Source organism: Nocardioides sp. GCM10030259, assembly GCF_042666375.1.
GTDB lineage: Bacteria > Actinomycetota > Actinomycetes > Propionibacteriales > Nocardioidaceae > Nocardioides.
Window position 1 is genome coordinate 50,013 of record NZ_JBHTDF010000005.1, and the last position, 25,181, is coordinate 75,193.

Annotated in this window: 24 protein-coding genes and 1 pseudogene; 12 read left to right on the top strand and 13 right to left on the bottom strand. The window is 72.4% G+C overall.

From position 1 onward, the window contains the following. Both ACFQQI_RS04750 and ACFQQI_RS04755 read left to right on the top strand, forming a co-directional pair. The coding region (locus ACFQQI_RS04750) for an AMP-binding protein (protein WP_378558701.1) at window positions 1–984 on the top strand (984 nt) is incomplete at its 5' end. Then, a complete protein-coding gene (locus tag ACFQQI_RS04755; RefSeq protein ID WP_378558704.1) occupies window positions 981–1,754 on the top strand; it encodes an SDR family NAD(P)-dependent oxidoreductase in 774 nt (257 codons plus the stop codon). The genes ACFQQI_RS04750 and ACFQQI_RS04755, both read left to right, overlap by 4 nt. Here the strand turns inward: ACFQQI_RS04755 and ACFQQI_RS04760 are convergent. After that, on the bottom strand, window positions 1,747–2,706 hold the full coding sequence (locus tag ACFQQI_RS04760; protein ID WP_378558706.1) for an AraC family transcriptional regulator ligand-binding domain-containing protein: 960 nt from the start codon (window positions 2,704–2,706) through the stop codon (window positions 1,747–1,749). The two genes, ACFQQI_RS04755 and ACFQQI_RS04760, sit on opposite strands and share 8 nt — an antisense overlap. A 50-nt stretch (window positions 2,707–2,756) precedes the next feature. Here ACFQQI_RS04760 and ACFQQI_RS04765 point away from each other — a divergent pair, with 50 nt between their 5' ends. Further along, window positions 2,757–4,226, top strand: coding sequence for a flavin-containing monooxygenase (locus ACFQQI_RS04765; protein WP_378558709.1), 1,470 nt, complete (start codon window positions 2,757–2,759; stop codon window positions 4,224–4,226). Here ACFQQI_RS04765 and ACFQQI_RS04770 read toward each other — a convergent pair. From ACFQQI_RS04770 to ACFQQI_RS04790, 5 genes are all read right to left on the bottom strand, one after another. Further along, window positions 4,198–4,623 carry a VOC family protein gene (locus ACFQQI_RS04770; protein ID WP_378558711.1) on the bottom strand — a complete coding sequence of 142 codons (426 nt, stop codon included), beginning with the start codon at window positions 4,621–4,623 and terminating at the stop codon, window positions 4,198–4,200. The two genes, ACFQQI_RS04765 and ACFQQI_RS04770, sit on opposite strands and share 29 nt — an antisense overlap. Window positions 4,624–4,691: 68 nt before the next feature. Beyond that, window positions 4,692–6,347, bottom strand: coding sequence for an acyl-CoA synthetase (locus tag ACFQQI_RS04775; protein WP_378558713.1), 1,656 nt, complete (start codon window positions 6,345–6,347; stop codon window positions 4,692–4,694). 87 nt (window positions 6,348–6,434) lie between these two features. Continuing rightward, window positions 6,435–6,956 carry a Dps family protein gene (locus ACFQQI_RS04780; protein ID WP_378559869.1) on the bottom strand — a complete coding sequence of 174 codons (522 nt, stop codon included), beginning with the start codon at window positions 6,954–6,956 and terminating at the stop codon, window positions 6,435–6,437. Window positions 6,957–7,127: 171 nt separating this feature from the next. Beyond that, entirely contained in the window at window positions 7,128–9,389 is a 2,262-nt protein-coding gene (katG, locus tag ACFQQI_RS04785) for a catalase/peroxidase HPI (RefSeq protein WP_378558716.1), read from the bottom strand. Between the two features lie 64 nt (window positions 9,390–9,453). After that, on the bottom strand, window positions 9,454–9,873 hold the full coding sequence (locus ACFQQI_RS04790) for a Fur family transcriptional regulator (RefSeq protein ID WP_378558719.1): 420 nt from the start codon (window positions 9,871–9,873) through the stop codon (window positions 9,454–9,456). Between the two features lie 128 nt (window positions 9,874–10,001). Between ACFQQI_RS04790 and ACFQQI_RS04795 the strand changes: the two genes are divergently transcribed. Together ACFQQI_RS04795 and ACFQQI_RS04800 are read left to right on the top strand one after the other, a co-directional pair. Then, a complete protein-coding gene (locus tag ACFQQI_RS04795) occupies window positions 10,002–10,622 on the top strand; it encodes a TetR/AcrR family transcriptional regulator (RefSeq protein WP_378558721.1) in 621 nt (206 codons plus the stop codon). A gap of 25 nt (window positions 10,623–10,647) precedes the next feature. After that, on the top strand, window positions 10,648–11,298 hold the full coding sequence (locus tag ACFQQI_RS04800) for an enoyl-CoA hydratase-related protein (RefSeq protein WP_378558724.1): 651 nt from the start codon (window positions 10,648–10,650) through the stop codon (window positions 11,296–11,298). Here the strand turns inward: ACFQQI_RS04800 and ACFQQI_RS04805 are convergent. Next, a complete protein-coding gene (locus tag ACFQQI_RS04805; RefSeq protein ID WP_378558726.1) occupies window positions 11,249–11,893 on the bottom strand; it encodes a TetR/AcrR family transcriptional regulator in 645 nt (214 codons plus the stop codon). The two genes, ACFQQI_RS04800 and ACFQQI_RS04805, sit on opposite strands and share 50 nt — an antisense overlap. Before the next feature lie 79 nt (window positions 11,894–11,972). Between ACFQQI_RS04805 and ACFQQI_RS04810 the strand changes: the two genes are divergently transcribed. After that, on the top strand, window positions 11,973–12,560 hold the full coding sequence (locus ACFQQI_RS04810; RefSeq protein ID WP_378558729.1) for a TetR/AcrR family transcriptional regulator: 588 nt from the start codon (window positions 11,973–11,975) through the stop codon (window positions 12,558–12,560). Here ACFQQI_RS04810 and ACFQQI_RS04815 read toward each other — a convergent pair whose 3' ends face one another. Together ACFQQI_RS04815 and ACFQQI_RS04820 are read right to left on the bottom strand one after the other, a co-directional pair. Further along, the gene (locus ACFQQI_RS04815; protein WP_378558732.1) at window positions 12,561–14,705 is read right to left on the bottom strand and encodes a molybdopterin-dependent oxidoreductase; all 2,145 of its coding nucleotides are present in this window, start codon (window positions 14,703–14,705) and stop codon (window positions 12,561–12,563) included. Window positions 14,706–14,714: 9 nt separating this feature from the next. Continuing rightward, window positions 14,715–16,280 carry a long-chain-fatty-acid--CoA ligase gene (locus tag ACFQQI_RS04820; RefSeq protein ID WP_378558734.1) on the bottom strand — a complete coding sequence of 522 codons (1,566 nt, stop codon included), beginning with the start codon at window positions 16,278–16,280 and terminating at the stop codon, window positions 14,715–14,717. 124 nt (window positions 16,281–16,404) lie between these two features. Between ACFQQI_RS04820 and ACFQQI_RS04825 the strand changes: the two genes are divergently transcribed. Genes ACFQQI_RS04825 through ACFQQI_RS04835 form a run of 3 tightly spaced genes read left to right on the top strand, consistent with a single transcriptional unit; the run spans window position 16,405 to window position 17,951 of the window. After that, window positions 16,405–16,911, top strand: coding sequence for a DUF2975 domain-containing protein (locus ACFQQI_RS04825; protein ID WP_378558737.1), 507 nt, complete (start codon window positions 16,405–16,407; stop codon window positions 16,909–16,911). Next, on the top strand, window positions 16,911–17,171 hold the full coding sequence (locus ACFQQI_RS04830; protein ID WP_378558739.1) for a helix-turn-helix domain-containing protein: 261 nt from the start codon (window positions 16,911–16,913) through the stop codon (window positions 17,169–17,171). The genes ACFQQI_RS04825 and ACFQQI_RS04830 overlap by 1 nt, the downstream gene beginning before the upstream one ends. Window positions 17,172–17,183: 12 nt before the next feature. Next, window positions 17,184–17,951, top strand: a complete 768-nt coding sequence (locus ACFQQI_RS04835; RefSeq protein WP_378558742.1) for a GNAT family N-acetyltransferase — start codon at window positions 17,184–17,186, stop codon at window positions 17,949–17,951. On the opposite strand, the gene ACFQQI_RS04840 is transcribed toward ACFQQI_RS04835, so the two are convergent. Beyond that, complete coding sequence (locus tag ACFQQI_RS04840) at window positions 17,940–19,061, bottom strand: nuclear transport factor 2 family protein (protein WP_378558744.1); 1,122 nt, start codon at window positions 19,059–19,061, stop codon at window positions 17,940–17,942. The two genes, ACFQQI_RS04835 and ACFQQI_RS04840, sit on opposite strands and share 12 nt — an antisense overlap. A 57-nt stretch (window positions 19,062–19,118) precedes the next feature. On the opposite strand from ACFQQI_RS04840, the pseudogene ACFQQI_RS04845 reads away from it, so the two are divergent. Next, window positions 19,119–19,946: pseudogene (locus ACFQQI_RS04845) on the top strand (LysR family transcriptional regulator); the annotation flags it as partial. A gap of 18 nt (window positions 19,947–19,964) precedes the next feature. Here the strand turns inward: ACFQQI_RS04845 and ACFQQI_RS04850 are convergent. After that, window positions 19,965–21,176 carry an MFS transporter gene (locus ACFQQI_RS04850; RefSeq protein ID WP_378558747.1) on the bottom strand — a complete coding sequence of 404 codons (1,212 nt, stop codon included), beginning with the start codon at window positions 21,174–21,176 and terminating at the stop codon, window positions 19,965–19,967. 51 nt (window positions 21,177–21,227) lie between these two features. Between ACFQQI_RS04850 and ACFQQI_RS04855 the strand changes: the two genes are divergently transcribed. Beyond that, a complete protein-coding gene (locus ACFQQI_RS04855) occupies window positions 21,228–21,587 on the top strand; it encodes a MerR family transcriptional regulator (RefSeq protein ID WP_378558749.1) in 360 nt (119 codons plus the stop codon). A 9-nt stretch (window positions 21,588–21,596) separates the two neighbouring features. Here the strand turns inward: ACFQQI_RS04855 and ACFQQI_RS04860 are convergent, their stop codons facing one another. Together ACFQQI_RS04860 and ACFQQI_RS04865 are read right to left on the bottom strand one after the other, a co-directional pair. Further along, window positions 21,597–22,637, bottom strand: coding sequence for an alpha/beta fold hydrolase (locus tag ACFQQI_RS04860; protein WP_378558752.1), 1,041 nt, complete (start codon window positions 22,635–22,637; stop codon window positions 21,597–21,599). 84 nt (window positions 22,638–22,721) lie between these two features. Continuing rightward, the gene (locus ACFQQI_RS04865; RefSeq protein WP_378559872.1) at window positions 22,722–23,594 is read right to left on the bottom strand and encodes an NAD(P)-dependent oxidoreductase; all 873 of its coding nucleotides are present in this window, start codon (window positions 23,592–23,594) and stop codon (window positions 22,722–22,724) included. Between the two features lie 138 nt (window positions 23,595–23,732). Between ACFQQI_RS04865 and ACFQQI_RS04870 the strand changes: the two genes are divergently transcribed. Further along, entirely contained in the window at window positions 23,733–25,181 is a 1,449-nt protein-coding gene (locus tag ACFQQI_RS04870; protein WP_378558755.1) for a sulfatase, read from the top strand.

Below are 25,181 nucleotides of genomic sequence, written 5' to 3' on the forward strand. Positions count from 1 at the left end.
ACCGCCATCACCTTGATGAGCTACCCGTTCGAGGGCCGGCCGGTCTACCTGGCGCTCGCGCCGCTGACGCACGCCGCCGGGGTGCTCTGCTTCCCGGTGCTCGCACTCGGCGGCGAGATCGTCGTCATGCGCTCCCCGGACGTCGGCCGGTTCCTCGAGCTCGTCGAGCGGCACCGCGTCACGCACACGTTCCTGCCACCGACGCTGATCTACATGGTGCTCGCACACCCCGCACTGGACCGGACGGACCTCTCCTCGCTGCAGTGCTTCTGGTACGGCGCGGCGCCGATGTCACCGACGCGGCTCGAGGAGGCCCTGGTGCGGATCGGCCCCGTCATGGGCCAGCTCTTCGGGCAGACCGAGGCGCCGATGATGATCTCGACGCTGGCGCCCCGCGACCACTTCCGGCCCGACGGAGGCATCGCCCACGAACGGCTGTCATCAGCGGGGCGACCGGCTCCGCTGGTGACGGTCTCCGTCATGGGTGCCGACGGGACGCTGCTCCCCCGGGGCGAGCGCGGCGAGATCGTCGTGCGGAGCTCGCTCGTGATGGCGGGCTACCACCGCAACCCGGAGGCGACGGCCGAGGCCTCGGCGTACGGGTGGCACCACACGGGCGACATCGGCTACCTCGACGACGACAACGTCCTCTACATCGTCGACCGGGCCAAGGACATGGTCATCACCGGCGGCTTCAACGTGTACTCCACCGAGGTCGAGCAGGCGCTGATGGCACACCCCGACGTGCAGGACTGCGCCGTCGTCGGGCTGCCGGACGAGAAGTGGGGCGAACGGGTCACTGCCGTCCTGCAGCTGCGGCCCGGCGCCCGTGGCGACGCGGACGAGATCACGGCGTTCGTCAAGGAGCGCATCGGGAGCGTCAAGGCACCCAAGCAGGTGGAGGTCTGGCCCGACCTCCCCCGCTCGAAGGTCGGGAAGGTCCTGAAGGCCGACATCCGGGCATCGCTACAGTCGCCGGCATGACCGACGCGCGCACCGTCCCCGACCTCTTCCGACTCGACGGCAGGGTGGCGATCGTCACCGGTGCCTCGAGCGGCCTCGGCGTCGCGTTCGCGCAGGGCCTCGCGGAGGCCGGCGCCGACCTGGTGCTCGGCGCTCGGCGCGTCGACCGGCTCGCCGACACCGCGAAGCTGGTGGAGGCCGCCGGACGCCGCGCGTTGACCGTCGAGACCGACGTCGCCGACCCCGACTCGTGCACCAACCTCGTCGCGCTCGCGATGGAGGAGTTCGGCCGGGTCGACGTGCTGGTCAACAACGCCGGGATCGGTACGGCGGTGCCGGCGACCCGGGAGGCGCCGGAGGAGTTCCGGCAGGTGATCGACGTGAACCTCAACGGCTGCTACTGGATGGCGCAGGCCTGCGGCCGCGTGATGCAGCCGGGCTCGAGCATCGTCAACATCAGCTCGGTGCTGGGCATCACGACCGCGGGGCTCCCCCAGGCGGCGTACGCCTCCTCGAAGGCGGGCCTGATCGGCCTGACCCGCGACCTGGCGCAGCAGTGGACCGGCCGCAAGGGCATCCGCGTCAACGCGATCGCGCCGGGGTTCTTCGCCTCCGAGATGACCGACCAGTACCCGCCCGGCTACCTCGAGGGCCAGCAGCAGCGCATCCCCGCCGGTCGCAAGGGCGACCCCGCCGAGCTCGCCGCGGCCGTGGTGTTCCTGGCCTCCGACGCGGGCGGCTACGTCACCGGGCAGACGCTCGCGGTCGACGGCGGCATGACCATCACCTGATCCGCACCCGACCGGGGGTCCGGCCCGTCCAGCGCCGGAAGGCGAGGATGAAGCTGGACGCCTCGGCGTACCCGAGCCGCACGGCGACGTCCTGCACCGACAGCGTGCCGAGCAGCTCGACGGCCAGCGACTCGCGGACCTCGTCGAGCAGCCGCTGGTACGACGTGCCGTCCGCCGCGAGCCGGCGGCGCAGGGTCCGCTCGCTGACGCCGAGCGCGGCCGCCACCGAGGCAGCGGGGGCGCCGGCCGCGAGCTGCTGGGTCGCCAGCACCCGCACCTCCCCGGCCAGCCCGGACCGCTCGCGGCGCCGCGCCACCACGTCGCGGCACACCGTCTCCGACACCGCCCGCGCCGCGGCGTCGGCGTGCGAGACGCGGCGGCCCAGGTCGGCGGCGGGCAGGGTCACCACGCGCGCATCGCCCGCCACCGTCGTCCGGGTCGCGAGGCCGCCGGACACCAGCTCGTTCAGCACCGCCAGGATCGCGGCGGTGTCGCGCTCGACGAGGAACCGCCGTACGTCGGCCGGCAACCGGGATCCGTCGACCACGATCCGCACCCGGTCACCGACGAGCGCCGCCGACGGGATCGCGAACGTGTGGCTGAGGTCGAGGAAGCGCAGCGCGACGTTCATCGCGTCCAGCAGGGTGCGGCTCGAGAGCAGTGCGTAGCCGAGCACGCCGAACGTCGCGGTCCGGTAGCGCCGCCCGACCTCGGCACCCACCTCTCCCAGGCGGGCGTGCAGGTTGCGCACCACCCGCAGCTCCTGGTCGGCCGTGACCTCCGAGGCCGTCGCCAAGTCGACGACGCCGAGACCCGTCCCGGCCAGCGCAACGCCCTCCGGGACGCCTCGTTCGACAGCGAGCTCGAGGAGGAGGCGCACCCCGGCGACGGCGCGCGGGAAGTCCCACGTCCGCACCGCGGCGCCCTCGAAACCCCCGGGCTCGACCGACATGGCCGGAATTATGGATCATCGGCTCCTCGAGCGGCCCTAGCGTTCCTCCCATGGGTGCTCGAGTGATCGTGATCGGAGCCGGCTTCGGCGGGCTCGGCGTCGCACATGCGCTGCGCGAGGCCGGGGTCAGCGACGTGACGGTCCTCGAGCGCGCCGCCGACGTCGGCGGCGTCTGGCGCGAGAACACCTATCCCGGCGCGGCCTGCGACGTCCCCTCGCCGCTCTACTCCTGGTCGTGGGCGACCAACCCGACCTGGTCGCGCCGCTACTCGCCGCAGCCGGAGATCCTCGACTACATCCGCCGCACGGCCGACGACCGCGGCCTGCTCGACCTGGTGCGCACCGGCGTCGAGGTCACCGGGCTCGAGTACGCCGGCGACCGGTGGCAGGTGACCACCGACAGCGAGGTCCTCGAGGCCGACCTGGTCGTCGTCGCGACCGGGCAGCTGTCCAACCCGGTGGTGCCGCAGGTCCCCGGCGCGGACGGCTTCGCCGGACCGGCCTTCCACTCGGCGCAGTGGCGCCACGACCTCGACCTGCGCGGCAAGCGCGTCGCCGTGGTCGGCACCGGCGCGAGCGCGATCCAGTTCGTGCCCGGCATCGTGGACCGGGTCGGCTCGATGACCGTCTACCAGCGGTCAGCGCCGTACGTCGTGCCGAAGCCCGACCGCGCCTTCACCGACGCCCACCACCGGCTCTTCCGGGCCCGGCCGGAGGTCCCGGCCGGCGAGCGGCGGTTCTGGTTCTGGTTCACCGAGCAGTTCAACGGCGCCCTCGTGGGCTCCTCCCGGTTCGCGCGCCCGCTGATGGCCTACGCCCGCGGCCGCTGGCGGCTCCAGATGCGGCGCCAGGTGCGCGACCCCGACCTGCGCCGCCGGCTGGTTCCCGACTACCCGATCGGCTGCAAGCGGATCCTCTTCTCGAACGACTGGTACCCCGCGCTGGCCCGCGACCACGTCGAGCTGGTCACCGATCGGATCGCCGCGATCGAGTCCGACGGCGTCCGCACGGCAGACGGCCGCCGGCGCGAGGCCGACGTGCTGATCTGGGGCACCGGGTTCGCGGCGACCGACTTCCTCGGCGGCATCGACGTGCGCGGCGCCGGCGGCGTCTCCCTCGCCGACGTGTGGGCCGACGGGGCGCGGGCGCACCTGGGTCTCAGCGTGCCGGGCTTCCCGAACCTGTTCCGGGTCTACGGCCCCAACACCAACCTCGGCGGCAGCTCGATCATCGGGATGCTGGAGGCCCAGGCCCGCTGGATCGCGCAGGTCGCGCGCCGGGTCCAGGACGGCGGGGCGCACCGGGTCTCGGTGCGCCCCGACGTCTGGGAGGCGTACGACGCCGAGATGCGCAGTCGGATCGGCGGGACCGTCTGGTCCGGCTGCGACAGCTGGTACCGCGACGGCAAGCGGGTCACCACGAACTGGCCCGGCCTGGTCGCCGAGTACCAGCGGCGCACCGCCACCGTCGACTGGTCGGAGCTGGAGGAGGTCAGCCGCCGGCCGATCCCGCGATGTTGACCATCCAGCTCACGCCGTACTTGTCGGTGAGGTCGCCGAAGGAGTCGCCCCAGGGCGCCTTCTCCAGCGGCACGTTGACGGTGCCGCCCGCGGCGAGCCCGTCGAACCACCCGCGCAGGGTGGCCTCGTCGTCACCACTCAGGGAGATCCGCCCGTTGACGAAGTCGCCCTCCATGTGGCTCGGCACGTCGGAGCCCATGAGCTGCACCGCGTCGGAGACGCTCAGCGCGGAGTGCATGACGTTGTCGACCTCGGACGCCTGGACGCCCATGGCCTCGCCGCCCATGTCGCCGAACGTCATCACGTCGAGCTCGCCGCCGAGCACGGACTGGTAGAACGTCATCGCCTCGCGGGCCTGGCCACGGAAGCTCAGGTAGGGGTTCAGCTGGGTGCTCATGTCGCTCTCCTCGATCAGGGTCTGTGCACCGGTCGACCCCGATCATGCTCCGAACTCATCGGAGCTGCTCAGCCACTCGCCTGCGCCCTGGCCCAGCGGTAGTCGGCCTTGCCCGACGGGGAGCGCTGCACCTGCGGCACCCGCACGATCGCCTTGGGCAGCTTGTAGCGCGCGACGTGGCGTCCTGCCTCGGCGAGCAGCTCGTCGTCGGACACGTCGACGCCCGCCTCGAGCTCGACGACCGCGACGACCTCGTTGCCCCACCGCTCCGACGGCCGGCCCGCGACGACCACGTCGCGCACCGCCGGGTGGGCGGCGACGGCGCGCTCGACCTCCTCGGCGAAGATCTTCTCGCCGCCGGAGTTGATGGTGACGCTGTCGCGGCCGAGGAGCCGGATCCGGCCGTCGTCCAGCACGCTGGCCCGGTCTCCCGGCACCGCCCACCGCTCGCCGTCGACGACCGGGAAGGTGCGTGCCGACTTCTCCGGGTCACCGAGGTAGCCCAGCGGCACGAAGCCCCTCCTGGCCAGCCAGCCGCCGGACTCCCCCGGCTCGAGCTGACGGGTGAGCAGGTCGTCGAGCACCCACGTGTCGGGCCGCGGCGTGAAGACCATCGCCTCCTCCTCGACGCCCTTCATCGTCATCTGGCTCATCTGCAGCCCCGACTCCGAGGAGCCCGCGGAGTCGAGCACCATCACGTGCGGAAGGGCCGCGAAGATGCGCTCGCGCACCGACGGGGTGAGCGCGGCGCCGCCGTTGCCGAAGCTGACGAGACCCGAGAGGTCATAGGAGCCCCGCTCCACCTCCTCGATGATCGGCTTCGCGATGGCGTCGCCGACGCAGACGACGTTCAGCACGCGCTCGCGCGCGGCGACCTCCAGCGCGTTGGCCGGGTCGAGCCGGTGCACGTCGTCCGGGATCACGACCCTGCCGCCCGACGTGATGCCGTGGAACGTCGACCACTGCGCCGCGCCGTGCATGAACGGCGGAATCATGAGCATCGCCAGGCCGCCGTTGGCGTTGCGGGCGAACTCGGCGATCGCGTCGTACGACGGGTAGGGCTCGGTCTCGCCGAAGGGGGTGCCGCCCATCGTGGAGACGTAGATGTCGTGGTGCTTCCACAGCACGCCCTTCGGCATGCCCGTGGTGCCACCGGTGTAGAGCAGGTAGAGGTCCTCGCCGCTGGGCGTCGGCATGCCGCCCGCGGGCTCCGGGGCGGCGAGCGCATCGTCGTACCAGACGGCGCCGGGCAGGAGGTCGTGGCCGGACTCGTCCGACACCTGCACCAGCACGGTCAGCTCGGGCAGCTGCTCGCGCACCTCGGCGACCACGGGCGCGAACTCCGAGTGGAAGACCAGGCCCCGGGTGTCGGCGTCCTTCAGGAGGTAGACGAGCTCCTCCGCGACGTAGCGGTAGTTGACGTTGAACGCTGCAACCCGGGCGCGGAACGCGCCGAGCATGGCCTCGAGGTACTCGTTGCCGTTGCGCAGGTAGATGCCGACGTGGTCCTGCCCGGACTCGTGGTTGGCCAGCTCGGAGCGCTCCGCGCGCGCCCCCAGGCCCCGGCCGACGAGGAACCGCGCGATGCCGTCGACCCGCGCGTCCATCTCGGCGTACGTCACGCGCCGGTCGCGCCAGATCACGACCTCCTGGTCGGGGACCGCGCGAGCGACGGTGGCGAACACCGTCGCGAGGTTGAAACCGCCGGGACCGGGATCGGACATCGTCGACCGCCTCGCTAGAACGGGTTCTTGTTCCGCGCGATGCTAGCGGTTGGACAGGGTCCCGACCACCGGCCCCGACGGCACCCGTCAGCGCAGGATCGGGCGCGGCAGGCTCGCGTTGGCGACCCGGTTCTCGCTGTCGATCATCCAGGCGAGCTGCTCGAGGCGCTCGATGATCGCGTGCAGGATGTCGGCCGTCGTCGGATCCTCGGCGTCCACGTCGTCGTGGATGCGGCGAGCGGTCCCGGCCACGGCGTACAGGCTCGCGGCGACCAGGTCGACGGTCTGGGCGGTGTTGACCTCGCCGGTCGGGAAGTCGGGGAGGCTGGACTGCGCGGCGACCGTCGCGGCACGCCCGTCGGGGGTCACGTAGATCGCACGCATGCGCTCGGCCACCTGGTCGGAGAACTCACGAGCGGCGTCGACGACCTCGTCGAGCGCCAGGTGGAGGTCGCGGAAGTTGAGGCCGACGACGTTCCAGTGCGCCTGCTTGCCGACGAGGTGCAGGTCGACGAGGTCCACCGAGAGCTGCTGGAGGTGGGTGGCCAGCTGCTCGGACGCGGTGAACGGCGGCTTCGCGACGTGGGTGGTCTGATCGGAGTGCAGCATGTCGGTCACAGAGTTGCTCCTTCGGTCGGGATGACTGCAACCCAACCATCTTTTCTTGAACGGTTCCAGAAAGGTGAGGCTAGCCTCACCGCCCGGGCAACTCAGGCCGCCCGGACGCGCGAGAGGGGCCCACGTCGTACGACGTGAGCCCCTCCGCAACGCGTCGGCCGGTCAGGCCAGGTCGAACCGGTCGCCGTCCATGACCTTGACCCACGCCGCCACGAAGTCGCGGACGAGCTTCTCGCGCGCGTCGTCGCTGGCGTAGACCTCGGCGAGCGCCCGCAGCTGCGAGTTCGAGCCGAAGATCAGGTCGACCGGCGTCGCGGTCCACTTGACCTCGTCGGTCGCGAGGTCGCGGATCTCGTAGACGTTCTCCTCCGACTCCGAGGCCTTCCACTGCGTGCCGGGGGCGAGCAGGTTGGCGAAGAAGTCGTTGGTGAGCACGCCCGGGCGGTCGGTGAGGACGCCGTGCTGGGCACCGCCGACGTTGTTGCCGAGCGCACGCAGGCCGCCGACCAGCACCGTCATCTCCGGCGCACTGAGGTCGAGCAGGTAGGCGCGGTCGACCAGGAGCACCTCCGGCTGGAGCTTCTCGCCGGGACGCAGGTAGTTGCGGAAGCCGTCGGCCCGCGGCTCGAGCACCGCGAACGAGTCGACGTCGGTCTGCTCCTGCGTGGCGTCGGTGCGACCCGCGTGGAACGGCACGGTCGTCTCGACACCGGCGTCCTTGGCGGCCTTCTCGACCGCGGCGGAGCCGGCGAGCACGATCAGGTCGGCCAGCGAGATCTGGGCGCCGCCGGCGCCGTTGAACTCGGACCGGATCGCCTCGAGCCTCTCCAGCACGCCCGCGAGCTGCTCGGGCTGGTTGACCGCCCAGCCGCGCTGCGGCTCGAGCCGGATGCGGGCACCGTTGGCGCCACCGCGCTTGTCGGTGGAGCGGAAGCTCGCGGCCGACGCCCACGCGGTGGAGACCAGCTCGGAGACCGACAGGCCGGAGTCGAGGACCTTCACCTTGAGCGCCGCGACGTCCGCGTCGCCGACCAGCTCGTGATCGACGGCCGGCACCGGGTCCTGCCACAGCTGCGGCTCGGCGACCCACGGACCGAGGTAGCGGTCCACCGGGCCCATGTCGCGGTGCAGCAGCTTGTACCAGGCCTTGGCGAAGGCCAGCGCGAACTCGTTCGGGTTCTCCAGGAAGCGGCGCGAGATCTTCTCGTACGTCGGGTCCATGCGCAGCGCGAGGTCGCTGGTCAGCATCGTGGGCTTGCGCTTCGGCGAGTCCGCCGCCGGGCCCGGGATGATCTCCTCGGCGTCCTTCGCGACCCACTGGTAGGCACCGGCCGGGCTCTTGGTGAGCTCCCACTCGTAGCCGAACAGGATCTTGAAGAAGTCGTTGCTCCACCGGGTCGGGGTGGTGGTCCAGGTGACCTCGAGGCCGGAGGTGATCGCGTCGGCGCCCTTTCCGGAGCCGAACGCGCTCCGCCAGCCGAGGCCCTGCTCCTCCAGCGGCGCGCCCTCCGGCTCCGGGCCGACCAGGTCGGCGTCGCCGGCACCGTGGGTCTTGCCGAAGGTGTGGCCACCCGCGATGAGGGCGACGGTCTCCTCGTCGTTCATCGCCATCCGGGCGAAGGTGTCGCGGATGTCGCGGGCCGAGGCCAGCGGGTCCGGGTTGCCGTTGGGGCCCTCGGGATTGACGTAGATCAGGCCCATCTGGACCGCGCCGAGCGGGTTCGCCAGGTCGCGCTCGCCGCTGTAGCGCTCGTCGCCCAGCCAGGTGTCCTCGGGACCCCAGAAGATCTCCTCCGGCTCCCAGACGTCCTCGCGACCGAAGCCGAAGCCGAACGTCGAGAAGCCCATGTCCTCGAGCGCGACGTTGCCGGCGTAGACGAGCAGGTCGGCCCACGAGATCTTCTGGCCGTGCTTCTGCTTGACCGGCCAGAGCAGGCGGCGCGCCTTGTCGAGGTTGCCGTTGTCCGGCCAGCTGTTCAGCGGCGCGAACCGCTGGCTGCCGTCGCCGGCGCCGCCGCGGCCGTCGTGGATCCGGTAGGTGCCGGCCGCGTGCCAGCTCAGCCGGATCATCAGGCCGCCGTAGTGGCCGAAGTCGGCCGGCCACCAGTCCTGCGAGGTGTTGAGCACCTGGACGACGTCGCGGCGCAGCTCGGCGAGGTCGAGCTTCTTGAACTCCTCGGAGTAGTCGAAGTCCGGTGCGAGCGGGTTGCCCTTCGACGAGTGCGCGTGCAGCACCGAGATGTCGAGGCTGTTGGGCCACCAGTCCTTGTTGCTGCGCGGACGGCCACCGGTCTTCGGCGTCGGCGAGTCGAGGGCCGGGTTCTCGCTCTCGCTCCCCTGCGAGGCTGCCGAGTCGTGCATCACCGGGCACCCACCCTCGGCCTTGCGGTCCACGCCCTGCGGGTCGCTCTGGTTGTCGGTCATTGGTCTCGCGCTTCCTTCCAACGGGGGTTCACTTCGGTGTTCGTGCGGTCGATCGAGCAGTGGTTCAAGAGGTGGAGCAGGCGGGGCACATGCCCCAGTAGATGACCTCGGCCTCGTCGATCCGGAAGCCGGAGTCGTCGGACGCGACCAGGCACGGCGCGTGGCCGACGGCGCAGTCGACGTCGGCGATCGCGCCGCAGGAGCGGCAGACCACGTGGTGGTGGTTGTCGCCGATCCGCGACTCGTAGCGGGCCACCGAGCCGGACGGCTGGATACGGCGTACCAGCCCTGCCGCGGTGAGCGTGTGCAGCGAGTCGTAGACGGCCTGGTGGGAGACGTCGGGCAGCCCGCGGCGTACGGCGCCGATGATCGACTCGGTGTCGGCGTGCGGGTGCGTCTGCACCGCGTCGAGGACTGCGAGCCGCGGCCGCGTCACTCGCAGGCCCGCGCTCCGCAACAGCTGCTCGGCGTCGGCGGTGGTCATGGATGCAGTCTTGCCCGCTTTCTTGAACGAGTCAAGAAACAGCCGGAGACATCGGCGTGTCCGGCGCGTGACCCGAGCCACGCCGGTGGATCGAGGTTCTGGATCATCCGCTCTATTATAGTGGCGACATGGCACGACCCCGGCTCCACTCGCTCGACGAGCTGCTCGACATCGCGGAGCAGCTCGTCACCAGTGGCGATCCGGCGGGACTCACCCTCCGCTCGCTCGCGACCGGCTCGGGGGCGTCGAACGGCACGATCTACCACGCGTTCCGGTCCAAGGAGGACCTGCTCGCGCGGCTGTGGCTGCGCGCCTCCGAGCGCCTCGGCGCGATCCTCGAGGAGGCCGTCGGCTCCGCGCACGGCGAGGAGGCCGTGGTCGCGGCCTCGGTCGCGCCGGTCACCTTCGCCCGCCGCCATCAGGCCAGCGCGCAGCTCTTCTTCGCCCAGCGCAGCGACCAGCTCTTCTCCGCCGACCTCCCTGCCGAGCTCGGCGACACCCTGGCCCGGGAGCAGCGGCGCTTCCGCCGGCTGCTGGCCGACCTGGCCGTCGGCATCTGGGACCGCAAGGACCGGCCCGCCGTCGAGGCCGTCGCGACCTGCGTGGTCGACGTGCCCGGCGGGATCCTGCGGCGCGCGCTCATCGATGGGCGCCGACCCGACCCCGCGACCGAGCGCCGGATCGAGGCCGCGGTCCGCGCCATCCTCGCCGTACCCCTGGACCCGCCGCGGACCCGGAGCCCGCGGTGACGGACACCTGCCCGAAAGGATCCCCATGCCCACGCTGACTGAGCACGACGGCGTCCAGGTGCTGCACCTCGGCGACGACGACAACGCCTTCACCCTCGACTGGCTGACCGCCGTCGAGGACGCGCTCGACAAGGCCGTCGCGGCCGCCACTCCCCTCGTCACGACCGCCTCGGGCAAGCACTACTCCAACGGCCTGGACCTCGCCTGGGTGATGGAGCACCCCGACGACCTGCCGGCGTACGTCGCCCGCGTGCAGGCACTGCTCGCCCGCGTGCTCACGCTGCCCGTGCCGACGGTCGCGGCCGTCAACGGCCATGCATTCGGGGCCGGCGCGATGCTGGCGATGGCGCACGACTGGCGCGTCATGCGGGAGGACCGCGGCTACCTCTGCTTCCCCGAGGTGGACATCCGGATCCCGTTCACGCCCGGCATGGCGGCGCTCATCCAGGCCAAGCTCACCCCGCGCGCCGCCGTCGACTCGATGACGACCGGTCGCCGGTACGCCGGCCCCGATGCGGCCGGGGCGGGGATCGCGGATGAGACCGCGGCCGAGGCCGACCTCCTCGACCGGGCGTCCGCCCGCGTCGCCGGGCTCGCGGGCAAGCACACCGAGACCCTCGGGGCCATCAAGTCGACGATGTTCGCCGAGGTCGTCGCGCGGCTGACGACGGAGTGAGCGCGGGCAGCGTCTGCCGCACCAGCGTGGTCAGGGTGCCCGTGAGCAGCTGCTCCAGCTGGTCGCGGGTCAGGCCCGCCCCGAGCAGCCAGCGCCGGGTCACGGCCGTCGCGAAGGCCGAGTAGCCGTTGAGCGCCACCCGGACGGACGGCTCGTCGCGTACGTCGTGGAGCCCGGCGATCTCGCAGATCTGGTCGGCGGTCCGCTCGACGTAGTCCTCGAGCAGCGCGCTGATCTCCTCGTCGCGGGACTCCCCCAGGAAGCCCGAGGCGGCCAGCCAGGCGTCCTTGCTGTGCGCGACCATCCCGACCCACTCGTGGACGCTGTGGGTGATGCGCTCCTCGACGGTGGCGCCCTCGACGTACTTCGGCATCGGGAGTCGCGGCGCCTCGAGGAACCGGCCGATCACTGCGATGTAGAGGTCGCGCTTGGTCGGGAAGTAGTGGCTGAGCAGCCCTCGGCTGACCCCGCACTCGCGGGCGAGCTCGACGGTCGACACGTCGTCGTACCGGCGGGTGGCGAAGACCCGGCCGGCCGCGGCGACGATGAGGTCGCGCCGCTCCTCGGCCTGCATGCGCACGCGGGACGACGTCATGCGCGCCATCCTGCCGTAGCGACCGCCCGGGACGGGGATCGACGACGAAACGCCGACGCGCGACACTAGAGTTCGATTCGTGGCGTCGAAGTCCGAGCGAACCCGCACGCGCATCCTCGACGCTGCTGCGTCGGTCCTGTCGCACCGGGGCTATGCGGGCATGCGGCTCGGCGAGGTGGCGAAGGTCGCCGGCGTCCAGCCCCCGGCCATCTACTACTACTTCGCCTCGCGCGACGAGCTCGTCGAGGAGGTCATGTGGGCGGGTGCCCACGACGTCCGCATCCACGTCGATAAGGCCATCTCGGCACTGCCGGCGAGCACGTCGTACGTCGACCGGATCCTCGCCGCGGTCGACGCCCACCTGCGCTACGAGCTGGACATCTCGGACTACGCCACGGCCTCGATCCGCAACGCACGCCACGTTCCCGAGGCGCTGCGCGAGCGCCCCGCAGCCGAGGAGGCCCGGTACAGCCACTACTGGCGCGACCTCTTCGCCGCCGCCAAGGCCGCGGGCGAGATCCGGGAGGAGCTGGACGCCGGGACGTTCCGGATGCTGCTGCTCGGGTCGCTCAACTGGGTGGTGGAGTGGTGGCGCCCGGAGATCCGGCCGCTCGACGAGGTGATCGGTGTCGCCCAGGACATGGTGCGCCGCGCGATCGTCCCCTGATCAGACCGCAGTCACCTCGACGGGGATGCCGTTGACGACGGCGGTGCCGGTCGGTCCGTCGAGCAGGTCGGGATCGCCCAGCAGGTTGGAGTTCACCCCGGGCTGCCGGGCGGCGACGCCGAGCCGGGTCTCGGCCAGGTCGTGCCCCCATCCGCGCGGCAGGCACACGACCCCGGCGCGCAGGTCGGTGGAGACCTCCACCATGGCGACCAGCTCGCCGGTGCGGCTGCGCACCCGCGCCGTACCGCCGTCGACGAGGTCGAGCTTGCGCGCGTCGTCGGGGCTCACCTGCAGCGTGCAGACATTGGAGCCGCCCGTGAGGGCCGGCACGTTGTGCATCCACGAGTTGTTGGAGCGGACCTGCCGGCGGCCGATCAGCAGCAGCGGCCCCGGCTCCCCCACCTCCTCGAGGCGGGCGAGGTCGCGGGTGATCGCGTCGGGCGCGAGCTCCACCAGTCCGCTCGCGGTCGAGAGCACCGACGGCAGCCGGGGCTCCAGCGGACCGAGGTCGAGCCCATCTGGTGCCGCACGGAGGTCCGTGAGCGTCAGGTCGTAGGGACCCGCGCGCAGCAGGACGTCGAGCGCCCGCTCAGGACCGCGCAGGTCCGCCGCCGGCTCCACGCCGTTGAGCTGCCCGAGCGCCGCGGCGTACGCGTCGTCGAGGTCGGCGACGCTCGCACCCATCCCAGCACCCGACACCACCGCCGCGAGGCGCAGCATCGTCTCCCACTCCTGCGGGGTCTCGGTGCCGAGGACCGGGTCCGACCAGCGGGCGACGTTGCGTACGGCGTACTGGTTGAGCAGCACGTCGTAGTGGGGTCGCTCGAGGGCCGACGGGCCGGGCAGCACCACGTCGGCGTGCCGCGTCGTCTCGTTGAGGTGCACGTCGAGGCTGACCATGAAGTCCAGGTCGGCGAGCGCCGCCGCCATCGCGGTCGACCCCGGCACGCTCAGGGCGGGGTTGCCGCTCATCGTGACCAGGCCGCGGATCCGACCCTCCCCGGGAGTCAGGATCTCCTCGGCCAGCGCGGCCGCCGGCAGCTCGCCCATGACCTCGGGCAGGCCGCGGACCCGGCTGTGCCAGCGGCCGTGCCGGAACGGCCTCCTCGGGCCCGGCCGGGTGTTGGGCTGGCCGGCAGCCGCCAGCGGGAACATCACCCCACCGGGCCGGTCCAGGTTGCCGGTCACCACGTTGAGCACGTCGATCAGCCAGCTGGTCAGCGTGCCGAAGGGCTGCGTGGTCGTGCCCATCCGCCCGTAGGCGACAGCGCTCGGGGCGGTCGCGAACTCGGTCGCGAGCCGGCGGATGGTGGGCGCGTCGATCGAGGCCCTGGCCGCCACCGACTCGGGCGGGTACGCCGCGACCAGCCGCGCCACCTCGTCGACACCCGCGGCATGGCCCGCGGCGGCTCCGAGGTCGACCAGGCCGTCCTCGAAGATCGCGTGCAGCATGCCCAGGAGCAGGAAGGGGTCGCCCCCCGGACGGATGGCGACGTGCTCCGACGCGACCGCGGCGGTCCGGGTCCGGCGCGGATCGACCACGACGACCTTGCCGCGCTGCACGATGCTCCGGATCCGGCCGCGCAGGTCCGGCGCCGTCATCAGGCTGCCGTTCGAGACGAGCGGGTTGCCGCCGAGCACGAGCAGGTGGTCGGTGCGGTCGATGTCGGGGACCGGGACGGACGCCGGATCGCCGTACACGTAGCCGGCGACGAAGACGCGCGGGATCTGGTCGACCGAACCGGCGCTGAAGACGTTGCGGGTGCCGAGCGCCTTGACCAGGGGGCGCAGGTAGAGCGCGGCCGCCAGGTTGTGGGCGGTCGGGTTGCCGAAGTAGACGCCGACCGCGTCGCGGCCGCCGCGCTCGATGATCGGCAGCAGCCCCCGCTCGATCTCGGCGAACGCGTCGTCCCAGCCGACGGCGACCAGGTCACCGCCCCGCCGTACCAGCGGCTGCCGCAGCCGGTCGGGGTCGGCGTGGAGGGCGCCGAGGGCGGTGCCCTTCGCGCACAGGTAGCCGCGGCTGAAGACATCGTCGCGGTTGCCCTCGATGCGGAGGTCCGTCGCCGCGCCGTCCAGGTCGCCGGTGACCCGCAGCCCACACGTCGCCTCGCAGAGCGGGCAGATGACGACGGCGGAGGCCACGGCCGGTCCTCAGGCGCCGACCGTCTCGGCCTGCCCGGCGCGCAGGTCGTTCTTGAGCACCTTGCCCCCGGCGTTGCGGGGCAGCGCGTCCATCACGACGAGGTCCTTGGGCAGCTTGAAGCGGGCGATCCTGGTCGTGAGGAACTCGTGCAGCTCCTCGAGGTCGAGGCTCTCCCCGGGCACGAGGCCAACGTACGCCACCGGCACCTCGCCCCACTGCTCGTCGGACCGCCCGACGACGGCGACCTCGACGACCTTCGGGTGGGCGTGCACGGCGTTCTCGACCTCGGCGGAGTAGATGTTCTCCCCGCCCGAGATGATCATGTCCTTCTTGCGGTCGACGACCCAGACGAACCCCTCCTCGTCCTGACGGACCAGGTCGCCGGAGTGGAACCAGCCGCCCGCGAACGCCTGGGCCGTGGCCTCCGGATTGTCCCAGTAGCCGCGGGTGACGGACGGGCCGCGGTAGACGATCTCGCCGACCTGGCCGGCGGGTACGTCGTTCATCTCGTCGTCGACGACGCGGTACTGGATCGTCGGGATCGGACGCCCCACCGAGCCGAGCTTGCGCAGCGAGTCCTCGCCACGCAGCACGCAGGTGATCGGCGAGGTCTCGGTCTGCCCGAACACCGCGACGTTCGTCGCGTTCGGGAAGGCCTCGGACATCTCGCGGAGCAGGGTCTCCGAGGCCGGGGCCGCGCCCCAGCTGATGATGCGGAGCACCAGGTCGCGCTCCGCGATGCCGGGCAGCGCGCAGATCGCCTGCCACTGCTGGGGCACGTTGAACACCACGGTCGCCCGCTCGCGCTCCCACGCGTCGACGACCGCGGCCGGGTCGAAGGCCCCGAGCGGGTGGATGACGGTCGGGATGCCGAGGGCGAAGTTCGCCACCATCGAGCCGAGCCCGGCGATGTGGAAGAACGGCGCGGTCAGGAAGGCGACGTCGGACTCGTCGAAGACGTCGTTGGCGCGGATGCAGGTCAGCGCCTGGAGCTGCAGGTTCTGGTGCGTGAGCATCGCGCCCTTGGCCCGCCCGGTCGTGCCCGAGGTGTACATGATCAGCGCGACGGACTCCTCCGGCATGTCGCCCAGCTCGATCGGGGCGGTCGCCTCCACCAGCTGCTCGAAGGACTCCATGCCGTCCGCCTCGCCCATCACGATGCGGGTGGCGAGGCCCGGGGCGGCGGCCGCCACGGCGGCGGCGAGCGGCGCGAGGAGCTCCTCGGTGACGATCACGGTGGCCCCGCAGTCCTCGACGAGCAGCGCCATCTCCGGCGGGGCGAGGCGGGCGTTGAGCGGTACGGCGATCGCGCCCAGCGCGTTGATGCCCAGCACCGCCTCGACGAACTCGGGGCGATTGAGAGTGAGCAGCGCGACCCGGTCGCCGGCGCCGACCCCGCGCTCCCGGAGCGCGCCGGCGAACGACTGCGACCGGTCGTGCAGCTGCCGCCAGGTGGTGTCGACGCCCTGGAACCGCAGCGCCGTCTCGCCGGGGCGCATCTCCGCATGGCCGGCGGTCTGGCTCATCCAGTGGCTGCGGAACGTCCAGGCAGGGATCTCGGGGGTGTCCGTCATCCCGCGTTTTTAATCCAGATTCACTTCGCTGGCAAGGGGGTCGCCGCGGACGATCCGGTCACTGGTTGCGGTACCTGTCGTTTTTCGATAGATTCCCCGCGACAAACGATCAAAAGGAGTCGAGATGGGACAACTGGCCATCCTCGCGCTGCGAGTCGTCATCGTGGTCGCGTTCGTCGGCGCACTGGCCGCCCAGACGGTGATCGCCCCGCTGATGTGGCTGGACATGGACGACGCCGACGCGGTCGTGCGCGTCGGTCTCGTCGGCATCTTCGTGCTCGGCATCCTCACCATGGAGATCACCGCCGTGTGCATCTGGAGACTGCTCACCATGGTCCGGCGCGGGTCGGTCTTCTCCCACGCCGCCTTCCGCTACGTCGACGTCGTCATCGGCTCCATCGCGGCCGCCTCCGTGCTGACCTTCGGCATCGCGGTGATCGGCGCCTACAGCAACCGGACCAACCCCGGCGACGAGGTGGCGCCGGGCGTCGTGGCCATGATCTGCGGCGTCGCGCTGGTCGTCGGCGGGGTAGCGCTGATCGTCCTGGTGCTGCGGACGCTGCTCGCCCAGGCCGTCGCCCTCGACACCGAGGCGAAGCACCTGCAGTCCGAGCTCGACGAGGTGATCTGATGCCGATCATCGTCGACGTCGACGTCATGCTGGCGCGCCGCAAGATGGCCGTCGGGACGCTCGCGGAGCGTGTCGGCATCACGCCCGCGAACCTCGCTGTACTCAAGAACGGGCGTGCCAAGGCCGTCCGCTTCACCACCCTGGCCGCCCTCTGCGAGGTGCTCGAGTGCCAGCCCGGCGACCTGCTGCGCTGGGAGCCGGACGAGCTCGACGAGCCCGGCGCGTCCCTGGAATCGTCCCGCATCGGCCCCGATCGCTGACAGACTCCCGCCATGGCCGACCTGCACACGGGACCTTCGCCGTCGGACGCGCTCCTCGACGACGACGCTGCCACCCTCCAGGCGCGCAACTCCGCCGCCTTCTGGGCGGCGAAGGGCGTCGCCCGCGGCCACGGGATCCTCCGGGAGCGCGGCTACCTCGCCGTCGTCGGCGACGAGCGCGCCGGCACCCGCGTGCTGGTCCAGGAGCCCGACCTCTCCCCCGGCGAGGTCGACTCGATCGGGCGGCTGGCCGCCGACGCGACCGGGCCGTTCGACGTCGAGGACCCGTTCTCCGCGACCGACCTCGACCACCTCGGCCTGCGGTCGTGGCAGATGCCCGTGATGGTCCGGCCCCCGGGCCCGGCCGCCGACCCGGCGCTGCCCACCGTGGTCGTGGAGCAGGCGCAGGACCTGTACGACGCCGAGCTGGTCATCATCGAGAGCTTCGGCCTGGGCCGGTTCGAGCCGCACCGTCCTGGGGAGTCCCTGCCCGCCTCGCTGCTGCGGCGCGACGACCTCGAGGTCGTGCTCGCCGTCGTCGACGGACGCCCGGCCGGCGCCTGCGTGAGCATGGTCGACAACGGCTACGGGAGCCACTACTGGGTCGGCACCCTCGACGCCTTCCGCTCGCGCGGGGTCGGGCGGGCCGTCATGGCCGCCTCGCTCGCGCGGGTCGGCCACCTGCCGCTCACCCTCACCGCGTCGCGCCTGGGCCGACCGCTCTACGAGTCGCTCGGCTACGCCACGGCCTGCATGTCGACCTGGCGGTCATCCACCTGACCGGTGGTAGGCCTTGTTGGCGATGCGCCAGGCCCCGTCGACGAGCGCCAGCAGGAACACGTCGGTGAACGTGGTGTCCCCGTGCCAGAGCGTCATCGACGCGGTCGCCACCGTGCCGTGGACGTCGACGCTGTCGATCCGCCGCCGGCGGCTCTCCTCGTCGGGTGCGGGCGTGCCGTCGAAGAGCTGGACGTACTCCTCGAGCGACCACGACACGAACTCGCCCTCACGCAGGCCCTCCACGTGTGCGGTGGGCAGGAACGCCCGCAGGAAGTACGCCGGGCGGCCGGTCGCGTGGCCGCGCACGTAGTCCCGCAGCGGCGCGAGCACCGCGTCGGCCACGGGCGGGACGGTCGCGGCCAGAGCGATGTCGGCGTCGGCACCGGCCGGGCTGCCGGCCAGCTCGTCCGCGGCTCGCAGCGGCAGGCCGGTGGCCTCCGCCAGGAGGGCGAGGTCCTTCGCCAGCGCGCCGACGGTGAAGTGCGCGACGCCGTCCGCTCCCAGGAGCAGGTCGCGCTTCGCGGCGACCAGTCGGCCGAGCTGTCCGCGGGCCAGCACGTCGAGGGCCTCGTCGCGACCGAGCCCGAGGGCGTCGGCCTGCTGCAGCGAGCCGCGCAGGCCGAGCACCGCCCCGGCCAGGCTGCTGTTCGCCACCAGCTTGAGGGCGGCGGCGGTGCGGGCGTCCGCGACGGCGACGACGTCACCGAGGTCGTCGAGCAGGGGGCGCACGCGGTCCAGCGCCGTACCCGCCGCGACGATCGTGAGGCCACCGGTGGTCGCGGCCGGCACGGATCCGAGCACCGGCGCGTGGACGTACGCCGTCCCGAGCCGATCGGCCAGCGCCGCCGCCTCGTCGGGACCGATCGTGCTGGTGTTCACCACCACCGCGTCCGGCGGCAGGTCGGCGGCGGCGAGCACCTCCTCGCAGGCCGCGCCGTCGAAGAGGCAGAGCAGCACGATGCCGGCCTTCTCGACCGCGCCGGCCGGGTCACCGCCGGCGCTGCGCGTCCAGCCGGCGACCTCCCAGTCCCGCTCCCTCAGCCGGTCGGCCATCGCCGACCCCATGCGTCCCAGGCCGAGCACGGCCACGCGGTTGTCCGGTGCAGTCATGTCCCCAGCGTGGGTCACGGCCGACACTGCGACAAGCGCAGATGTCGCGCAGCTCCCATGCCGGAAGCGCATAATCAACCCGTGTCCCTGACCGCCTGGAAGAGCTTCGTCGAGGTCTGCCGTCTCGGGTCGCTGTCGGCGGCCGCGACCGAGCTCGGCTACACGCAGTCCGCGATCTCCCGCCAGGTCGCCGCGCTCGAGCGCGAGGTCGGCGTACCGCTGCTGACGCGCACCGCGCGCGGGGTCGCCCCGACCCCGGCCGGCGAGGCCTTCCGCCGGCACGCGCTCGTGGTCGTGCACGAGGCGGACCGGGCCGCGCGGGCAGCGCTCGACGCGCGGGCTCCGGCGTCACCGCCCCTCGCCGTGGGGGCCACGCCCTCGCTGGCGGCCGGGCTCGTCCCGGCCGCCGTACGCCGCCTGCTCGACGAGCGCGGTCCCGTCGCCTGGCGCCTGGTGCCGGGCCTCAGCGCGGCGCTGTCCGAGCGGCTGCTGGCGGGCGAGGTCGACGTCGCCGTCGTCACGGACGCGCCGCCGGGCCTGCCCGACGACGCGCGGCTGGCGAGAGAGCCGATCGGGGTCGACGAGATGGTCGTCGTCGTACCCGTCGGCCACGCTGCGGCGGACACGAAGGCGGTGCGGATCGAGGACCTCGCCGACGACGTCTGGGTCGAGGACAACGAAGGATCCGAGGCCTTGCTCCGCCGACACGCGGACCGCGCCGGCGTCGCCCTGCGCATCGACCTGGTCGCCGCCGACCTGCCGGGCAAGCTCGCGATGGTCGCGACCGGCCACGCGCTGGCGCTGGTGCCGGGGTCCCTGACCGCGGCGCTTCGTCCCGACGTCGTGCCGGTACGCCTGGTCGACGCGCCGACCCGTGGCCTGTACGCCGTCACGCTCCGGCGCTCACCCCACCCGCTCGCCGAGGCGCTGCTCGATCATCTCCGGGGTCTCGGCGGGCCGGACGCTCGACCGACCGACGCGAGCGAGCCCGAGCGCGGCGATCAGCGCGAGGGCCGCGCCGACCACGGGTAGGGCACCGGCACCGAGGCGTTCGTTCACGGTGCCGCCGAGCGCGGCGCCGGAGGCGACGCCGAGGTTGAAGGCCACGACCAGCACCGCGCCCGCGGTCGGGCGGAACGCCGGAGAGGCGAGCGCCAGCAGGCGGGTCTGGAACACCACCGGCACTGCGCCGATGACGACTCCCCACAACGCGACGGCCCCGAGCTCGAGCAGCTCGCTGCGGCCGGCCGCACGGACGGCGACGAGCGAGCCCGCCAGCAGGACGCCGGTGATCGGGAGCGACCAGTGCGGCAGCCGGCCGACCAGGGTGGGTGCGACGAACAGGCCGACGACGCCGGCCGCACCGAAGACCAGCAGCGCCATGCTGACGCTCGATCGCGACAGCCCGCCGGGACCGGTCAGGATCGGGGCGATGAACGTGTACGCCGCGAAATGGGCGACGAGGAGGACCGCGCCCAGGACCGCGACCCGGACGACGACGGGGACGCTCGGGTCACGCCGTCCCTGCTCCCCCGCCGGAGCCGGCGGCACCTGCGGCAGCGCCACGCGCACGAGGAGCCCGGTCGCCACCGTCAGCAGCCCGACGACGCCGAACGCCGACCGCCAGCCGCTCGCCTCGCCCAGCGCTGTTGCTGCCGGGATGGCGAGGACGGTGCCGACCGTCGGACCGGCGACGACGACGGCGATCGCCCGGGCGGCGTACCTCTCGGCCACGAGGGATCCGGCGGTGACCACGACGAGCGCCCAGAAGAGACCGTGCGCGGCGGCGGCGAGCGTGCGCGCGGCGGTGAGGAGCGGATAGGTGGGGGCCAGTGCGGTCAGCACCGTCGCGCCGCCGGTCACCACCAGCGACGACACGAGCAGCGTGCGCCGGTCGATCCGGCGGGTCAGGCGCGTCAACGGCAGGCTCAGCACCGCGATCGCAAGGCCCCAGGCGGTCACCAGGTAGCCGACGCTGCCGGGCGCGACGCCGGTGTCGTCGCTGATGTCGAGGAGCAGTCCTGCCGGCAGCAGCTCGGCGGTCACCGTCCACAGGGTCCCCGCGGCGAGGGCGAGGATGGGGAGCCACGGGAATCGGGTGTCGTTCGTCGTCATGCGACGACGGTAAAGATTGACATTGATGTCAATGTCAAGGACTGTGAGCACATGAAGATCGGAGACCTCGCCGAGCGGACCGGTGTGCCGACGCGGATGATCCGCTACTACGAGAGCCAGGGCCTGCTCACGCCCGAGCGCGGGGACAACGGCTACCGTCTCTACTCCGACGACGACGTCGCGCGGGTACGCCGCATCCGCAACCACGTCGCGGCCGGCCTGCCGACCCGGTTGATCCGCGTCGTCTTCGAGATGGAGAAGCCGACCTGGACCCAGGCCTGCAGCCGCGACTTCGCGGACATGCTGACCGAGGAGGTCGCCTCCCTCGACGAGAGGATCGCGTGCCTGTCGGCCAGCCGGGAGACCCTGCGCGACTTCCTCGCCAACGCGCGCGTGGCCGCCGACGCCTGAGCCTCCGGCCTACTCCCGAGGGCGCCGGGCCATGGTCACCGCCGCCGCGCTCCGCGACCGCACGCCGAGCTTGGTGCGTGCGTTGGCGATGTGGCGGTGGACGGTGTGGGCGCTCACGACCAGCCGCTCCGCGATCTGGGCGTCGGTGAGCCCCTGGGCGACGAGCTCCAGGACCTCTCGCTCCCGCGGCGTGATCGACTCGGGGCCCGGGAGGTCCGGCTTCTCCGGCACGTGCCGGCCGAGCCCGCGCAGGACCGCCTCGGCCACGAGCGTCGCGTCGCCACGCCACGGGAAGTGGTCGACACCCTCGAGCGCGACGAACGTCGAGCCCTTGATCCGCCGGGCGACGTCGGCGCCCAGCGCGAACGGCACGGCCCGGTCGCCCCGGCGATGGATCACGGTCGTGGGAGTGCGGATCTCGCCGAGCCGATCGGTCACGTCGAGCTGGTAGGTCGCCTCCATCGAGGCCGCGGCCTGCTCCCGGGTCGCGGACTCGCGCTGGAGCCTCGCGAACCTCTCCCGCTCGGCGCTGGTGGCACCCGGGACGAAGACGTCCGCCAGCACCCGCGAGCCGAGGCCCCAGTGGCTCCTGATGACCTCGACCACCGCGTCGCGGGCGTCGTCGGGGGCGATGTCGCGGCCCCGCGCGAACGCGCCGTACAGGACCAGGCGACGGACCTGCCCCGGATGCATCGCGGTGTACGCCGCGGCGGCGCCGGCCCCGGACGAGCCCGCGGCGATCGAGAACCGGTCGAGCCCGAGCGCGTCGACGACGCCGGCCATCACCTCGACGGCGTCCTCTAGCGTCCGCGGGACCCGGCCGTCCGGACCTGACGCGCCGGTGCCCGGCGGGTCGTAGCGGACGACGGCGTGGTCGGCGGCCAGCCGGCTGACGTAGTCACGGAACGTCGGGTCCTGCCAGTTCAGCGTCAGGTGGCTGCACCACCACCCGCCCATGACGACCGGCGGCCCGTCTCCGACCACCGAGTACGCGACGGTGCCGGCTGCCAGCCTCGTGGTGCGCACGACCTGCTCCTCGACTCCGCGCATGCACGCCATCGAAACCGGTCGCGGACGCTCACCGCATGACCCGATCGGGCCATTCGGTGGCCGACGCCGACCCGGCGTACGCCGTCAGTCCGCGTCCGGGAAGCCCAGCCCCGGCGCGAGCCGCTCGCGCGCGAGGCGGGCGAAGGGCGTGTCCACGCCGAGCTCGTCCGCGAGCTCGATGGCCGCCTCGAGGTCCTTGTCCGCGAGCTGCCGCACGTGGCTGAAGACGCCCCACCAGAAGGACCCCGGCTCCAGCGGAGCCGTGGTCTCGCGGTGCATGATCGCGCCCGGCCCGCCCGTCAGGGCGTCGGTGTGGCGCACGACGTCGCCGAGCGCCACGATGTCGAGGCCGGCCGCCTCGGCGAGCCGCTGGGCCTCGGTGGCGGCGGCGAACGCCGAGTAGTGCATGAGGTTGCGCGCCAGCTTGAACCGGGTGCCCGCGCCGATCGGACCCGCGTGCACGACCTTGCTCGCCATCGCGTCGAGGACCGGCCGAGCCGATCCGAAGTCGTCGTCCGCGCCGCCGACCAGCACCGCCAGCTCGCCGTCGGCCGCGCCCATCGCCCCGCCCGACACCGGGGCGTCGAGCAGGCCGACGCCGGACTGCTCCGCCACCGACGCGAGCTCGGCGGGCGTGCCGGGCGCGACGGTCGAGTGCACCAGGATCACCAGCCTGCCCTCGCGTCCGCCGACCGCGTCGAGCGCCTCCGCGACCACCGAGCGGACCTGGGCGTCGTTGTTGACCATGACGCAGAGCAAATGGCACTCGGCCGCCAGCGCCGCCACCCCGTCGGCCGCCTTCGCGCCGGCGGCCACGAGCTCCTCGACGGGAGGTGCGGCGAGGTCGAACACCGCCAGCTCGATGCCCGCCGACTCCTGCCTGCGCGCCAGGCAGAGGGCCATCGGCTTGCCGATGTCACCGAGCCCGACGAACCCCACCCTCGTCGCGGACGTCATCACGCGGCCAGAGTAGAACGTGTTCTATCCGTCGGCAAGCACTCGCCCGACCAATAATTGAGTGAATCTCTTTACTTACTGCACTCTTGTGGCTAGCGTTCCGCGGGCTGTCAGTTCAACGACTCTCGGGAGTGATGCATGGCCGATCGCGGAGTGACCAGACGGACCGCTCTGGCCGGCGGGATCGCGACCGGGGCGGCGGCCCTGGCGCCATGGCCCGGCGCCTCCTCGACGGCGGGGTCCCGGCCACGGCCGAACATCCTGGTCATCATGACCGACGACCAACCGCTCGAGTCGATGCGCGTGATGACCAACGTGCAGCGCCTGATCGCCGACCAGGGCACGACCTTCACGAACAGCTTCGCGAACTGGCCGGTGTGCTCGCCCTCCCGCGCGACCCTGCTGACCGGGCAGTACGCCCACCACCACGGCGTGTTCGGCAACGAGCCGCCGTACGGCGGCGTCGAGAAGCTCGACCAGAGCAACACCGTCGCCGTCTGGCTCCAGCAGGCGGGCTACCACACCGCGATGCTCGGCAAGTACATCAACCACTACGACGAGGTCGGCCGGGCGGACCCGAGCCAGATCCCGCCCGGCTGGAGCGACTGGCAGGTGCGGGTCTCGGGCGACGGGTTCCGCAACACCGTCCTCAACGAGAACGGCACCCTGGTGAGCTACCAGGGTCAGTACCAGACCGACGTGTACGCCGAGAAGGCCGTCGACATCGTGCAGCGCGCCGCCACGACCGGGAAGCCGTTCTTCGCCTGGATCAACTTCTTCGCACCGCACTTCGGCACGCCGCGCGAGCCCGACGATCCGGGCACCGGTGGAGACGGGCTCGGGCCGGCGGTCGCCGACCGCCACCGCGACGCCTTCGCCTCGGAGCCGTTGCCCCGACCCCCGTCGTTCAACGAGGCGGACGTCTCCGACAAGCCCCGCCACATCAGGAACCGGCCGCTGCTCTCGGACGCGGTGCAGGCGGCCAGCCGGGAGCGCTACCAGCAACAGCTGGAATCGCTGCTCGCCGTCGACGAGGCGGTGGGACAGCTCCTCGACGCGCTCGACGCCACCGGTCAGGCGGACAACACGCTGGTCGTCTTCACCTCCGACAACGGGCACTTCCACGGGGAGCACCGGATCCCGTCGGAGAAGTTCTTCCTCTACGACCCGGCCTCCCGGGTGCCGTTGATCCTGCGCGGACCGGGCATCCCGGCGGGCGAGACCCGCACCCAGCTGGTCTCCAACGTCGACCTCGCGCCGACGTTCGCCCAGGCCGGCCGCGCGACGCCAGAGCTCGCGGTCGACGGCATCTCGCTGCTCCCGCTCGCCCGCGACCCCAGGGTCGCGCACGGCCGTCCGGTCCTGCTCGAGGGGCATCCGCGCACCGGCGAGAACCTGTCGTACGCGATCCGCACCCCGAGGTACCAGTACACCGAGGTGTTCCCGGTCGACGGCGGCACGCCCGAGGTCGAGCTGTACGACGTGCGGCTCGATCCCGATCAGCTCGGGAGCCGCCACGACGACCCGAGGTACGCCGAGGTGCGCGTCGACCTCGCCCGTCAGCTCACGGCGTTGAAGAGCACCTAG

Bases quoted from the DNA above. Each gene is read 5' to 3' on its own strand.
- ACFQQI_RS04755 (WP_378558704.1), top strand. From the start codon at position 981: ATGACCGACGCGCGCACCGTCCCCGACCTCTTCCGACTCGACGGCAGG.
- ACFQQI_RS04760 (WP_378558706.1), bottom strand. From the start codon at position 2,706: ATGTCGGTCGAGCCCGGGGGTTTCGAGGGCGCCGCGGTGCGGACGTGG.
- ACFQQI_RS04765 (WP_378558709.1), top strand. From the start codon at position 2,757: ATGGGTGCTCGAGTGATCGTGATCGGAGCCGGCTTCGGCGGGCTCGGC.
- ACFQQI_RS04770 (WP_378558711.1), bottom strand. From the start codon at position 4,623: ATGAGCACCCAGCTGAACCCCTACCTGAGCTTCCGTGGCCAGGCCCGC.
- ACFQQI_RS04775 (WP_378558713.1), bottom strand. From the start codon at position 6,347: ATGTCCGATCCCGGTCCCGGCGGTTTCAACCTCGCGACGGTGTTCGCC.
- ACFQQI_RS04780 (WP_378559869.1), bottom strand. From the start codon at position 6,956: ATGCTGCACTCCGATCAGACCACCCACGTCGCGAAGCCGCCGTTCACC.
- katG (WP_378558716.1), bottom strand. From the start codon at position 9,389: ATGACCGACAACCAGAGCGACCCGCAGGGCGTGGACCGCAAGGCCGAG.
- ACFQQI_RS04790 (WP_378558719.1), bottom strand. From the start codon at position 9,873: ATGACCACCGCCGACGCCGAGCAGCTGTTGCGGAGCGCGGGCCTGCGA.
- ACFQQI_RS04795 (WP_378558721.1), top strand. From the start codon at position 10,002: ATGGCACGACCCCGGCTCCACTCGCTCGACGAGCTGCTCGACATCGCG.
- ACFQQI_RS04800 (WP_378558724.1), top strand. From the start codon at position 10,648: ATGCCCACGCTGACTGAGCACGACGGCGTCCAGGTGCTGCACCTCGGC.
- ACFQQI_RS04805 (WP_378558726.1), bottom strand. From the start codon at position 11,893: ATGACGTCGTCCCGCGTGCGCATGCAGGCCGAGGAGCGGCGCGACCTC.
- ACFQQI_RS04820 (WP_378558734.1), bottom strand. From the start codon at position 16,280: ATGACGGACACCCCCGAGATCCCTGCCTGGACGTTCCGCAGCCACTGG.
- ACFQQI_RS04825 (WP_378558737.1), top strand. From the start codon at position 16,405: ATGGGACAACTGGCCATCCTCGCGCTGCGAGTCGTCATCGTGGTCGCG.
- ACFQQI_RS04830 (WP_378558739.1), top strand. From the start codon at position 16,911: ATGCCGATCATCGTCGACGTCGACGTCATGCTGGCGCGCCGCAAGATG.
- ACFQQI_RS04835 (WP_378558742.1), top strand. From the start codon at position 17,184: ATGGCCGACCTGCACACGGGACCTTCGCCGTCGGACGCGCTCCTCGAC.
- ACFQQI_RS04840 (WP_378558744.1), bottom strand. From the start codon at position 19,061: ATGACTGCACCGGACAACCGCGTGGCCGTGCTCGGCCTGGGACGCATG.
- ACFQQI_RS04850 (WP_378558747.1), bottom strand. From the start codon at position 21,176: ATGACGACGAACGACACCCGATTCCCGTGGCTCCCCATCCTCGCCCTC.
- ACFQQI_RS04855 (WP_378558749.1), top strand. From the start codon at position 21,228: ATGAAGATCGGAGACCTCGCCGAGCGGACCGGTGTGCCGACGCGGATG.
- ACFQQI_RS04860 (WP_378558752.1), bottom strand. From the start codon at position 22,637: ATGCGCGGAGTCGAGGAGCAGGTCGTGCGCACCACGAGGCTGGCAGCC.
- ACFQQI_RS04865 (WP_378559872.1), bottom strand. From the start codon at position 23,594: ATGACGTCCGCGACGAGGGTGGGGTTCGTCGGGCTCGGTGACATCGGC.
- ACFQQI_RS04870 (WP_378558755.1), top strand. From the start codon at position 23,733: ATGGCCGATCGCGGAGTGACCAGACGGACCGCTCTGGCCGGCGGGATC.